Origin of the sequence: Pluralibacter sp., assembly GCF_019237635.1 — a bacterium.
GTDB lineage: Bacteria > Pseudomonadota > Gammaproteobacteria > Enterobacterales > Enterobacteriaceae > Enterobacter_B.
This window is the reverse complement of the sequence record NZ_JAFAGS010000099.1, coordinates 1-12,714: the sequence shown is the minus strand read 5'-3', so window position 1 is coordinate 12,714 and position 12,714 is coordinate 1. Positions and strand designations below refer to the sequence as shown.

Sequence of the window (12,714 nt, the reverse complement as noted above, 5' to 3'; positions counted from 1 at the left end):
TCATTCAAGTTGCATCAAGGCAGCAAGCCCGAGAATCCCCAGTCGCATAGATAACTCTGTGACTGGGGTGAGCGAGCGTAGCCAACGCAGAAGCAGCTTGAAGGATGACGTGTATATTTGAATTGAAGCGTTAATAGGCGTGCAGGAGTTGTCGTATATGCGTCTGGTCCAGTTGTCCCGTCACTCCATCGCCTTCCCATCGCCGGAGGGCGCCCTGCGCGAGCCCAATGGCCTGCTGGCTCTCGGCGGCGATCTCAGCCCCGCGCGGTTGCTGATGGCCTATCAGCGCGGTATTTTTCCGTGGTTCTCGCCCGGCGACCCAATCCTCTGGTGGTCGCCCGATCCCCGCGCCGTGTTGTGGCCGGATGCGTTTCACGTTAGCCGCAGCATGATGCGGTTTCACAAAACCTCGCCCTACCGTGTCACGTTGAATCACGCGTTCGGAAAAGTGATTGAAGGCTGCGCGGGCAATCGCGATGAAGGCACCTGGATCACCGACAGCATTGTGCTGGCCTATCATCGTCTCCACGAACTGGGGCATGCGCACTCGATTGAAGTCTGGCGCGATACTGAGCTTGTCGGCGGCATGTACGGCGTCGCGCAAGGTACCCTGTTCTGCGGAGAATCGATGTTCAGCCGGGCGGTAAACGCCTCTAAAACCGCGCTGCTGGTGTTCTGCGACGAATTTATGCGCCAGGGCGGCAAACTCATCGACTGCCAGGTGTTAAACGACCACACCGCCTCACTGGGAGCCGTGGAAATGCCGCGTCGACATTATCTCGACGCACTTGATGAGCTACGCACCGAACGCCTCCCCCTGCATTTCTGGGTACCCCGTACGCTGTTTGCGCCTGAACGATAAATGTTTTCGGCACAATGGTCATCAGGATGATATAATTGTGCCGGAAGTCGTTTCTGCCTGTTGCCCTGCCGCCGTTTCAGGAATTCCCCTATACGTTTGGTGCGTCATACGGTGTTTTCGCGTGAACCTCGGGTAATGCGCAAAAACGGCCTTCCCTTAACCTGTGAATTTCGCCTGCATCAAAAGGACGAGCGAAAGAAAACGGGTAAATCTTTACTTACTTGATGAACTTCGGCATTATCTTGCCGGTTCAAAACTATGGTAGTGATACCCCAGAGGACTAGATGGCCAAAGAAGACAATATTGAAATGCAGGGCACCGTTCTTGAAACGTTGCCTAACACTATGTTCCGCGTAGAACTGGAAAACGGTCACGTGGTCACTGCGCATATCTCCGGAAAAATGCGTAAAAACTACATCCGCATTCTGACGGGCGACAAAGTGACTGTTGAACTGACCCCGTACGACCTGAGCAAAGGCCGCATTGTCTTCCGTAGTCGCTAATCTCCGCAGATAATAGATTCCTGGCGCTGCATTGCCGGGAATCACTTGGTGTTAACTGCTCTGCATCACGTCAGAGCAGTTTTTTTATACTCCCGCCTTGCTAACTTTCCGTTCACCGACTGTTATTACAGATACCCCCCATCTCTCTGTAAAACGGGAATATTATGCTGCGTCTTTCCGATTACCCAGTACTCATCTTTGTGGTTTGTCTGCTCCTGTTTTGGGTATCCGGTTTGATTGCCCGACTGTTGTATCGTCGTTATCGCAATAAAGAACCCGATGGCGATAATTACTCGCTGCTGCTCGGCGCCGTACTGAGTATTCTCGGGTTGATTATCGGTTTTACCTTTTCTATGGCCGTCAGTCGTTATGACATGCGCAAAAACTATGAAGAGGAAGAGGCAAATGCGATTGGCACGGAGTGGTTACGTATGGATTTACTCCCCGGAGAAGAATCCGTACTGGCAAAACGACTGCTACGAAATTACCTCGATCAGCGCATTCTTTTCTACCAGGCAGGACATCTTGATGATGTCGACAAAATAAACCGTGACACGAATGCCCTTGAAGAAAAGCTCTGGAAAATTATCAGCACGGAGTCCAGAACGCATCAGACCCCCATCATGCAGATTGTCACCGTCGGGATGAACGACGTGTTCAACACCGCCGGATATACCCAGGCGGCCTGGTGGAACCGAATACCGCGCTCCGCATGGGCGCTGCTGTTTATCCTGGCGATGTTCTGCATTGTGATGATTGGCTTTCGCAACAACGCGCTGAAAAAATCGACGTTTCCATGGCTGTTGCCCATTGTCTTTTCCGTCGCCTTTGCGCTTATTGCCGATATTGACAGCCCGCGCGGCGGTATTATTCGCATCCAGCCGCAGAACCTACTGGCGCTGGCGGAATCACTGCCGCCGGGAGGGCTTCCTGGCGTGGACCCACAATGAAAATCTGGAAACCATCACGCAAAACGCCGCTTTAAGCGGTTTTTTGTCCGGAAACGACGTGACACTTATTCTCTGAAATGGAAAACTTAACCCTTGAGTTAAGTTAACTTAAAAGTTAACATCCAACTTCAGGGAATGAGTATGTTTACGATGATCTACCATCCCGAGGCCGCTGACGAAATCATTGCACTTCCTGAGGCTCTGCGGGGGAAAACGATGCGGCTGCTTCGCACATTGTCTGAACAAGGGAATAATTTGCGTTTTCCCCATTCACGCCCGCTCAGGCAAGGACTGTTTGAACTCCGAGCACCAGGGACAAACATTTCCCGTACCCTGTTTATTTTCCATCGTCATCAGCGCATTTACGTTTTGCGCTGTTTTATCAAGAAAACCGAAAAAACGCCCGCGCGCGAAATCGATATGGCATTGCAACGCTTCGAGGAGATGATAAATGCCGAAGAAAATTAAGCTGTACACCCACGAAGAAGTCGAAGTCCGCACACTCAACACGCCTGAATCTATCCGGGCCTATGAGGAAGCCGGGGAGGAATTTGCCCTTCTGGAACAACTCACAGAATGGCGAGAAAACGCCGGGCTCACTCGCGCAGAAGTTGCCGCTCGTATGGGAGTCAGTGCACCAGCAATTAGCCGTCTGGAACGCAACATCGATCGTGCGACATGGACCACACTCAAACGCTATGCGTCCGCCTGCGGTGTCAAAATTGCGATTACCGTTCATACCCCCGATAACCCGTAGATGACGACTTCAGAGAAGAGCATAAAAAAGCCGGGCTTTCGCCCGGCTCCGTTGTGCCTTTAAACAGCTAAAATATCTTAATGCGCGGCTTCTGGCTTGTGCTTCTGCGCCGCCTGGAAGTCATAGGTGAGCTCGTTTTTCCCGGTATCAAGAGCCACAGTTACCTGACCACCATCGACCAGCGAGCCGAACAGCAGCTCGTTTGCCAGCGGTTTTTTCAGGTTGTCCTGAATAACGCGCGCCATCGGACGTGCGCCCATCGAGCGGTCGTAGCCTTTCTCCGCCAGCCAGTCGCGAGCTTCCTGACTCACTTCCAGCGACACGCCTTTTTGATCCAGTTGGACCTGCAACTCGACGATAAACTTGTCGACCACCTGGTGGATCACATCGGTAGAGAGGTGATCGAACCAGATGATGTTGTCCAGACGGTTACGAAACTCCGGCGTAAAGATCTTCTTGATCTCTTCCATCGCATCAGTGCTGTTATCCTGCTGGATAAGGCCGATGGACTTACGCTCGGTTTCCCGCACCCCGGCGTTGGTGGTCATCACCAGCACGACGTTACGGAAATCCGCTTTGCGCCCGTTATTGTCAGTAAGCGTACCGTTGTCCATCACCTGCAGCAGCAGGTTGAAGACATCCGGATGCGCTTTTTCGATTTCATCAAGCAGCAGCACCGCGTGTGGATGTTTGATCACCGCATCAGTGAGCAGACCGCCCTGATCGAAACCGACATAACCCGGAGGCGCGCCAATCAGGCGGCTTACCGTATGGCGTTCCATATATTCAGACATATCGAAGCGCAGTAATTCAATACCCAGCGCTTTCGACAGCTGCACCGTTACCTCGGTTTTCCCGACCCCGGTCGGCCCGGCAAACAGGAATGACCCGACAGGTTTGTGATCCTGACCGAGACCCGCGCGGCTCATCTTGATGGCTTCGGTTAAGGCCTCAATGGCTTTATCCTGACCAAAGACCAGCATTTTCAGGCGATCGCCGAGATTTTTCAGGGTATCGCGGTCGCTCTGCGACACGCTCTTCTCAGGAATGCGCGCGATACGCGCCACCACGGACTCAATATCCGCCACGTTGATAGTTTTCTTGCGACGGCTTATCGGCATCAGACGCGCGCGGGCGCCCGCCTCGTCGATAACGTCGATCGCTTTATCCGGCAAGTGGCGATCGTTGATGTATTTCACCGCCAGCTCCACCGCCGCACGCACCGCCTTCGCGGTATAACGCACGTCGTGGTGCGCTTCATACTTCGGCTTCAGACCGTTGATAATCTGTACGGTCTCTTCTACCGACGGCTCAGTAATGTCGATTTTCTGGAAACGACGCGCCAGCGCGCGGTCTTTTTCGAAAATGTTGCTGAATTCCTGATAGGTGGTCGAACCGATCACGCGGATCTTACCGCTGGAGAGCAGCGGTTTGATCAGGTTGGCCGCATCCACCTGCCCGCCGGACGCCGCGCCCGCACCGATAATGGTGTGGATCTCGTCGATAAACAGGATACTGCTGGTATCCTGCTCCAACTGTTTGAGCAGCGCTTTAAAGCGTTTTTCAAAATCACCGCGATATTTGGTGCCCGCCAGCAGTGAACCGATATCCAGCGCATAGATGGTGCAATCGGCCATCACTTCCGGCACGTCTCCCTGGACGATGCGCCAGGCGAGCCCTTCGGCGATAGCGGTTTTACCGACGCCGGACTCACCGACCAGCAACGGGTTGTTTTTACGGCGACGACACAGCACCTGAACGGCGCGCTCAAGCTCTTTCTCGCGGCCAATCAGCGGGTCGATACCGCCGACACGCGCAAGCTGGTTAAGGTTGGTGGTGAAGTTTTCCATACGATCCTCCCCGCCTGCTTGCTCTTCATTATTGGGTTGGCTTCCGGAATCGGAAGACTGGCTCGGCTCGTCTTTACGCGTGCCGTGAGAGATGAAGTTCACCACATCAAGGCGGCTGACTTCATGCTTGCGCAGCAGATAGGCCGCCTGGGACTCCTGTTCGCTGAAAATCGCGACCAGAACGTTGGCCCCGGTGACTTCGCTACGGCCAGAAGACTGAACGTGAAATACCGCACGCTGCAACACGCGCTGGAAGCTGAGCGTCGGTTGTGTATCGCGCTCCTCTTCGCTGGCAGGCAGGACGGGTGTGGTTTGTTCGATGAAGGCTTCGAGTTCCTGACGCAGGGCCACCAGATCCACGGAGCAGGCTTCCAGCGCTTCGCGGGCGGATGGGTTGCTGAGCAGCGCCAGCAGTAAGTGCTCGACGGTCATAAACTCATGACGGTGCTCGCGCGCTCTGGCGAAAGCCATGTTTAAACTGAGTTCCAGTTCTTGATTGAGCATAGGCACCTCCCCCAATTTATATGCCTGTCTTCAGGCCTGTTCCAGCGTACACAGCAACGGATGCTCGTTCTCCCTCGCATACTGGTTCACCATGGCGACTTTGGTTTCAGCCACTTCGGCGGTAAACACGCCGCAGATGGCTTTCCCTTGATAGTGAACCGTAAGCATCAGTTGCGTTGCACGTTCTACATCATAAGAAAAGAATTTCTGTAACACGTCAATAACAAACTCCATTGGAGTGTAATCATCATTGACTAATATCACTTTATACATCGCTGGCGGTTTTAGCGCATCGCGAACCTGGTCTTTTGTTAACTGGTCAAAATCCAGCCAATCACGCGTCTTGCTCATTGTCAGTGTTCATCTTCAGTTACGACTCAGGCGGGATTTCCCCGTCGCTGACCAGAGTCTATACACAATTTGAATCTACAGTAGATCATAGATAACTATCATCTATTGTTCCTATCCGCGACGCCTGTCACAAACCGCGCAATAGCGTTAACTGCTTCAAATTTTGATGCATTTTCCATCGCTTTCCCCTATCTGCCGCTTGACGCGATGCCTGATTTATCTAAATTGTACAGGCGAGAGTTGGCGAGGTTTTGTACAGCCATCCGGCTCCACCACCGGTTCATTCCATCTGATTATAAAGATTTACGAAGGATGTCGAAGTATGGAAATGGGTACTGTTAAGTGGTTCAACAATGCCAAAGGGTTCGGTTTCATCTGCCCTGAGGGCGGCGGCGAAGATATTTTCGCCCACTATTCTACCATCCAGATGGATGGTTACAGAACGTTAAAAGCCGGACAGCCCGTTCGGTTTGATGTTCACCAGGGACCAAAAGGCAACCACGCTAGCGTAATTATCCCTGTGGAAGCAGAAACAGCAGCATAGTGCTCCTGCTTCATTGTGTACATCCTGCAGACAAAATGCCAGTCCTGATGACTGGCATTTTTATTTATCACTATTCACGCGCCAGCGCATCCACCGGATCGAGCCGCGCCGCGTTACGCGCCGGTAGCCAGCCAAACAGCACGCCGGTCAGCGTCGAGCAGACAAACGCCATCAGCAACGCCAGCGGAGAAAAGCCTATCTGCCAGTCTGGCAGGAACAGTTGCAGGGTGAAAGCTATCATCAACGACAGCCCGACGCCTAACGCCCCGCCCACCAGGCACACCAGCACGGCTTCTATCAAAAACTGCTGTAGCACGTCGGACGCCCGCGCGCCCACCGCCATGCGGATGCCAATCTCACGCGTGCGTTCGGTGACCGACACCAGCATGATATTCATCACCCCAATACCGCCCACCACCAGCGAAATCACCGCCACCAGCGTCAGGAACAACTGAAGGGTGTGTGTGGTCCGTTCCGCCGTTTTCAGGATACTGTCCATATTCCAGGTGAAGAAATCTTTCTTACCATGCCGCAGGCTTAGCAGCCGGGTGAGCTGCTGCTCCGCCAGGGTGCTGTCATAGCCCTCTTTGACCCGCACCGTTACCGAGTTAAGCCACGATTGCCCTATCACCCGTCCTGCCATGGTGGTGTAAGGCAACCAGACGCGCAGAATTTTACTGCTGCCGAACATCGACTGCTTTTCATCCGCCACACCGATGACGGTAGCGGGCATATTGCCGACCAGAATGATTTCACCCACGACGCTGACCTTGTGCGGGAACAGCTGGCGCCGGGTGTTACCATCAAGCACCACCACCTGCGCTCGTCCTCGCAGCTGCACATCATTAAACGTGCTGCCTTCGCTGAAGCTCATGCCGTAAACGTTAAAATAGTGCGGTCCGACGCCGTTGGCGCTTGCCGCCACGTCGGTGTTATTGACCCGCAGGCGCAGGTTTTTAGAGACCGCAGGCGTCGCAGAGCTGACCCACAGCTGCTGCTGAATGGCCAGCAGGTCGTCATACTTCAGCGCCTGCTGGTACTGCGGATCGTCATCGCCAAAATCTTTTCCCGGATAGACATCGATGGTGTTGGTGCCCATCGCCCGGATATCCGCCAGCACCATCTGTTTGGCCGCGTCGCCAACAATCACAATCGACACCACCGAGGCGATACCGATGATAATGCCAAGCATAGTGAGCAGCGTGCGCATTTTGTTTGCCGCCAGCGCCCGCCACGCCATGGTCAGCGCTTCCCGAAACCCGCCGCTAAACTGCCGCCAGCCGGAAGCAGACAGCGCCTTTTCTGACTCAACGCGCGCCGTGACAGCAGGTTTGGCTGGCGGATTACTGATTATCTCACCGTCGCGGATCTCGACGATCCGCTCCGCCTGCGCCGCCACCTCCGGGTCGTGCGTCACAATGATGACCGTATGCCCCTGCTCCTTGAGCTGGTGCAAAATCGCCATTACCTCTTCGCCGGAATGGCTGTCGAGCGCGCCGGTAGGTTCATCCGCGAGGATCACCTGACCGCCGTTCATCAGCGCGCGGGCGATACTGACGCGCTGCTGCTGGCCGCCCGAAAGCTGCGACGGGCGGTAATCAACGCGCTCGTTAAGGCCGAGTCGCCCGAGCAGGTCGCGCGCCCGCGCCAGGCGCTGCTGACGGTCATTGCCCGCATAGACGGCAGGCACTTCGACGTTTTGCGCCGCCGTCAGGTGCGGCAACAGGTGATAGCGCTGAAAGATAAAACCGAAATGATCGCGCCGCAGCCGCGCCAGCGCATCGCTGTCCAGCGTGGCGATATCGACGCCTTCCACACGATAGGTACCGGACGTCGGCTTATCCAGACAGCCAAGGATATTCATCAGCGTCGACTTCCCGGAGCCGGACGCGCCGACAATGGCCACCATCTCCCCGGCATTCACGGAAAGCGTGACGCCCTTGAGCACCTCTACGCTACCGTCCCCGGAAGGGTAGCTGCGGCGAATATCCTTTAGCTCAAGCAGCGTCGTCATTTTGCCGCTCCGGGCCTGCTTTCACCGGTAATGACTTCATCGCCCTCCTCCAGCCCCTTGACGATTTCCACATCCGTATCGTTACGCGCCCCGATGCTCACTTCTCTGTCTTTCACTTCGCCATTACGCAGCAACCGTACGTTGTAGCGGTTATCGCCTACGGTATCGCCCAGCGCCGACAGCGGAATGGTCAATACGTTATTGATGCCAGAGAGCTGAATATGCACCTGCGCCGTCATTTCGAGACGCAGCACGCCCTGCGGATTCGGCACTTCGAAGCGGGCATAATAGAAGATGGCGTCATTGACCTTTTCCGGCGTCGGCAGAATGTCTTTCAGGCGCCCCTCATAGCGGGTCAGCGGGTCGCCAAGCACGGTAAACCAGGCCTTTTGCCCGGGCGTCAGGTGAATCACGTCGGCTTCTGACACCTGCGCTTTTACCAGCATGGTGCTAAGGTCAGCCAGCGTCAGGATGTTCGGCGCCTGCTGCGCGGCAATCACCGTTTGTCCTTGCAACGTGGTGATTTGCGTCACTTCACCCGCCATCGGCGCCAGAATACGGGTGTAATCGAGGTTAGTTTTCGCGGTGTCCAGCGTCGCCTGATTGCGCTTGATTTGCGCATCGATGGTGCCGATCTGCGCCTCTTTTACCGCCAGATCGGTCGCCGAAGTATCCAGATCCTGACGCGAGATCAACTGAGTCTTCGCCAGTTGCTGATTGCGCGCCAGCGTCACCTGCGCCAGCTTGCGTTCGGCCACGGCCTGCAGGCGCTGCGCACGCAGCTCCATCAACGTCGCTTCGACTTCCTTGATCTGGTTTTGCGCCTGTTCGGGGTCAATGACCCCCAGCAGTTGATCTTTTTTGACCTTATCGCCGATGTTCACCGGCAAGGTTTTTAACTGTCCACTGACCTGCGCCCCGACATCGACCTTGCGCAGCGCATCAAGCTTGCCGGTCGCCAGCACGTTTTGCTGCAGGTCGCCTTTACGAACAATCATCGTCTGATATTGCGGTAATGGCGCGTTCAATGTACGCCACACCCAGCCTCCCGCCAGAACCACCAGCACGGCGATCGCGATGTAACGCTTTTTGCCTTTTCCCTTCAGGTTCATAAAAATTCCAGATAATAGAGTCCGGCGGTGATTGTATCTAAACATTTCATCAACAAAACACTTCTTTTACTCCCAAATCATTCATCCGTTGCATAAATATTGAGAAATGTTCTGCTGGAATATCGGGTAATTAATTAATAAATACCAGGCTTCCAATGTCTCTCATCGCTGACGCTCCGCACGATACCGATCTGCCTCAACCGAAATCAGGTTGGGATTTGTTTCACCTGCTGAGAAAAGGTCTGTTAACGCCAGGACTCGCGTGGCAGAACCCGGCCTACCGCCGTAAATTCATGCTCCGTTCTCTGGCGACCCCCTTTTCGACCAAACAGCTGCTGGACTCTCTGGCGAAGCAGCCGCGTCTGATGCAGATGCTGAAAGTGCAGCCGGGCCTGCCATGCCGCCTGCATCGCCCGTGGTTATCGATGAACATGCAGCGTCAGAGCACAATCGATGCGCTGAACTGGCACTACCAGACCATGGGCCAGCGTTTACCAGCACAGGTGCTGAACGGCTCTCTGAGCAAAGCGGGAATTACGCTCGCCACCCTGACCGGCCGCGATGAGCAGAGCTTCGCAATTCGCCTGCTCACCGACGCGATGCGGGATAAAGAAGGTGAAGCCACGCTGATTTTCTGCGACAGCGAAAATACCGTGCTCGCAGAAATGACCTTTACCCTGTGCCAGTTTGACGGCAAGCACACGATGTATATCGGCGGGATGCAGGGGGCGAAAGCACACGTGTCGCATGAGCTGATTCAGGTCGCCACGAAATCCTGTAACGGACTTTTTCCAAAGCGCCTGCTGGTTGAAACGGCGATGATCGTCGGCAAACAGCTTGGCGTGGAATCCATCCGTGCCGTCAGCAATGAAACGCACATCTATCGCAGCATCCGCTATCGCAAGAAGAAGCAGGATAAGCTACACGCCGACTACAACAGCTTCTGGGAATCCCTGGGCGGCAACATTGACGGTCACGGTGATTTTCTCCTGCCGCTGGTGATGGCGCGCAAGCCAATGGAAGAGATTGCCAGTAAGAAACGTTCGGAATACCGCCGTCGCTACGAGCTGCTCGACAGCCTGCAGGCGCAGACCGAGCAGCTCTGCGCTCATCCGTACTAATCCGCTCTCCCGCGGGCAAGCCACAGCACGCGGGAAAACATTTTCTTCAGCAGGGTCGGCACAGCATCCACCCCGCGATGCCCTGCCTCCATCGCCACCTCAATGGCCAGATCCGGTTTCGATGAGCGGTGAATCGCTTTGGTGATCACTCGCCGCATGTTCATCGGAATAGTGTCCGGTAGCTGCGCGACCCGGTGATAGACATCATCAAACCCCTGGCGGTACAAGAAATGCTCCATGTCCATGGCGGGCAGCGTGGTCAAATGATGATGCTCAAGCTCCCGGTCGTTATTCAGCAGACTACGCACCGTGGCGGCATATTTTTTCCCTGCCTCATCGCCATCCACCAGGACATGCCACTCAATCCCCATCCGTCGGGCAAACTTAATGAGCGGCTTGAGGCCTGACTGAGCGAACTCAATCACCTTGATCCCTTCTGCATCGAAATGGTGGCCGCACTGGCGCGCAAATTCGTTAATCACCCAGGTTTCGGTCTCCCCCTCCACCAGCAGCCAGCAGCGGGAAAACAGCGAGGAGGCGCGGTTAAAACGAATATGGAAGGCAATACGCCGCCCGTCCTCCGCGCTGAGTCCTCCCGGCCCCAGACGCCAGGCGGAAACGCGCGACGAGTCGCGCACCAGACGACAGACATGCTCCACGGGCGTCATCGACAGGATCTCGCCGGAGTTGGTGGTGCTCACCCGCTGCAGCGGCAGCAGGTTAAGTAAATTCCAGGCTACCGACAGCATAATGGGGTGCAGGCGGGTTTCCGGATCTTCCACCAGCAGCAGCGGCCTCGCGTCTCTATCCAGCCGAATCGTGCCTTTGGCCTGTAGTAACGTGGCGAACAGCCCAAGGAGGATCACCCGATGGCTGCGGCCGCCCGGCTTGTCGATCATGCGGTTGATGATATCGAGATAGCGCCAGCTGCGCTGCTCATCGTGAGAACGACGGCGCATCAAACGGTGGCGTGATTCGGTGCTCCCCTGTTCGGAGAAATAGTGCTCCAGCAGTTGCACCATCGCCGACAACCCCTGGCGAATCTGTCCATCGGTTAAATTTTGCGGGCTGGTGACCAGCTCACGCGAGAGAAAATCGAGCTGACGCGCGGTTATCTCGATGTCCGGCACGAGCGGCACCGTACCGTTGCGGATACGCCGCATAAAGCGCGCGTCGCGCAGACGCAGGACCGGCATCAGCCGCACCAGGTGCTGGGCGAGATTGTCGATATCGTCAAGCTCCAGCGCTTCCCCTTCGCTGTTGATAAAGCTGCGCAGCGTCATCACACTGCCATCTTCAGCAAGCTCGCCTTCAAGACGGTAGAAAATGCGCTGAAAGCCATCGTCGCAAGGCACCCAGCCGTCTGCCAGCGGGCGATAGCGGCGCACCCGGTGGCGTCCGGGCTCCAGTTCGCGGAAGGTAAGGACGATATGCAGATGGTGTTCGCGGCCCTGGAGGTCGCCTGGCGGGAACCAGAAATCCTCGCGGACAAAATGATAAAGATCGGGCTCCGGCGACAGCAGCAGCGTCAGCGCGTCCAGCAGACTGGACTTACCCCAGGCGTTCTCCCCTATCAGGACATTGTTCTGCTCCAGCATTAACGACATCCGGTTGATTCCGCGAAACCCGACTATTTCCACTCTTTCGAGAAGCATACGCCCTCCGCCCGTCAAAATATTCCCTTTCGTTAACAGCAGTATAGAGTATAGCGGGGTCAAATCCTGGACGATACCTGCATTAATGTAATGTTATTGCAAAAAATTTCCGGGCAGAACGACAGCGCATAAAAATAAGTCTGCTAGTAGTTTATCGACTTAATTGTTATTAATTCGAACGGATCTTTGATTATCCCAAATTACTCTATACTGATATCACATCCATTCTGTACAAGGAATAACGGCAAAATCCTTAACATAAATTTATTTATGCAAATTAACTGGTAAAGGGATGCGTTTCGTTCTTAAAATAACGGTTACTTTAATTGTATCGTCATCCCTTTGTGGCGATAAATAAGATCCGGTGCGGGAATACCGTCACCGTTATTTTTTGAGGTGGTTATGTTCAGAAAACTGGCAGCGGAATCCTTTGGTACATTCTGGCTGGTATTTGGGGGTTGCGGTAGCGCCGTCCTGGCGGCAGCGTTTCC

At 54.9% G+C, this 12,714-nt stretch carries 12 protein-coding genes and 2 pseudogenes; 9 read left to right on the top strand and 5 right to left on the bottom strand.

What is annotated here, in order from left to right:
• Window positions 1-157 precede the first annotated feature (157 nt).
• From aat to JO226_RS11505, 6 genes and pseudogenes are all read left to right on the top strand, one after another.
• On the top strand, window positions 158-862 hold the full coding sequence (aat, locus tag JO226_RS11530; protein WP_293581024.1) for a leucyl/phenylalanyl-tRNA--protein transferase: 705 nt from the start codon (window positions 158-160) through the stop codon (window positions 860-862).
• Between the two features lie 209 nt (window positions 863-1,071).
• A pseudogene (locus JO226_RS11525) lies at window positions 1,072-1,219 on the top strand (hypothetical protein); the annotation flags it as partial.
• Complete coding sequence (gene infA / locus JO226_RS11520; protein ID WP_001377321.1) at window positions 1,171-1,365, top strand: translation initiation factor IF-1; 195 nt, start codon at window positions 1,171-1,173, stop codon at window positions 1,363-1,365. The pseudogene JO226_RS11525 and the gene infA, both read left to right, overlap by 49 nt.
• Window positions 1,366-1,529: 164 nt before the next feature.
• On the top strand, window positions 1,530-2,315 hold the full coding sequence (locus tag JO226_RS11515; RefSeq protein ID WP_293581022.1) for a hypothetical protein: 786 nt from the start codon (window positions 1,530-1,532) through the stop codon (window positions 2,313-2,315).
• Window positions 2,316-2,456: 141 nt separating this feature from the next.
• The gene (locus tag JO226_RS11510) at window positions 2,457-2,783 is read left to right on the top strand and encodes a type II toxin-antitoxin system RelE/ParE family toxin (RefSeq protein ID WP_293581020.1); all 327 of its coding nucleotides are present in this window, start codon (window positions 2,457-2,459) and stop codon (window positions 2,781-2,783) included.
• Complete coding sequence (locus JO226_RS11505; RefSeq protein ID WP_293581019.1) at window positions 2,767-3,072, top strand: helix-turn-helix transcriptional regulator; 306 nt, start codon at window positions 2,767-2,769, stop codon at window positions 3,070-3,072. The genes JO226_RS11510 and JO226_RS11505 overlap by 17 nt, the downstream gene beginning before the upstream one ends.
• 77 nt (window positions 3,073-3,149) lie before the next feature.
• Here JO226_RS11505 and clpA read toward each other — a convergent pair whose 3' ends face one another.
• Window positions 3,150-5,426, bottom strand: coding sequence for an ATP-dependent Clp protease ATP-binding subunit ClpA (gene clpA, locus JO226_RS11500; protein ID WP_293581017.1), 2,277 nt, complete (start codon window positions 5,424-5,426; stop codon window positions 3,150-3,152).
• Window positions 5,427-5,456: 30 nt separating this feature from the next.
• The gene (gene clpS, locus JO226_RS11495; protein ID WP_013366886.1) at window positions 5,457-5,777 is read right to left on the bottom strand and encodes an ATP-dependent Clp protease adapter ClpS; all 321 of its coding nucleotides are present in this window, start codon (window positions 5,775-5,777) and stop codon (window positions 5,457-5,459) included.
• 322 nt (window positions 5,778-6,099) lie between these two features.
• On the opposite strand from clpS, the gene cspD reads away from it, so the two are divergent.
• Window positions 6,100-6,321, top strand: coding sequence for a cold shock-like protein CspD (cspD, locus tag JO226_RS11490; RefSeq protein ID WP_013366887.1), 222 nt, complete (start codon window positions 6,100-6,102; stop codon window positions 6,319-6,321).
• A gap of 70 nt (window positions 6,322-6,391) precedes the next feature.
• Here cspD and macB read toward each other — a convergent pair whose 3' ends face one another.
• On the bottom strand, window positions 6,392-8,335 hold the full coding sequence (macB, locus tag JO226_RS11485) for a macrolide ABC transporter ATP-binding protein/permease MacB (protein ID WP_293581014.1): 1,944 nt from the start codon (window positions 8,333-8,335) through the stop codon (window positions 6,392-6,394).
• Window positions 8,332-9,447, bottom strand: a complete 1,116-nt coding sequence (gene macA / locus JO226_RS11480) for a macrolide transporter subunit MacA (RefSeq protein ID WP_293581012.1) — start codon at window positions 9,445-9,447, stop codon at window positions 8,332-8,334. Before macA ends, macB begins: the two co-directional genes overlap by 4 nt.
• A gap of 155 nt (window positions 9,448-9,602) precedes the next feature.
• Between macA and JO226_RS11475 the strand changes: the two genes are divergently transcribed.
• The gene (locus tag JO226_RS11475; RefSeq protein ID WP_293581010.1) at window positions 9,603-10,568 is read left to right on the top strand and encodes a VirK/YbjX family protein; all 966 of its coding nucleotides are present in this window, start codon (window positions 9,603-9,605) and stop codon (window positions 10,566-10,568) included.
• Here the strand turns inward: JO226_RS11475 and JO226_RS11470 are convergent.
• Entirely contained in the window at window positions 10,565-12,223 is a 1,659-nt protein-coding gene (locus JO226_RS11470; RefSeq protein WP_293581008.1) for an ATP-dependent endonuclease, read from the bottom strand. The genes JO226_RS11475 and JO226_RS11470 overlap by 4 nt on opposite strands.
• A 402-nt stretch (window positions 12,224-12,625) precedes the next feature.
• Between JO226_RS11470 and JO226_RS11465 the strand changes: the two are divergent.
• Window positions 12,626-12,714 (top strand): annotated as a pseudogene (locus JO226_RS11465) (aquaporin); the annotation flags it as partial.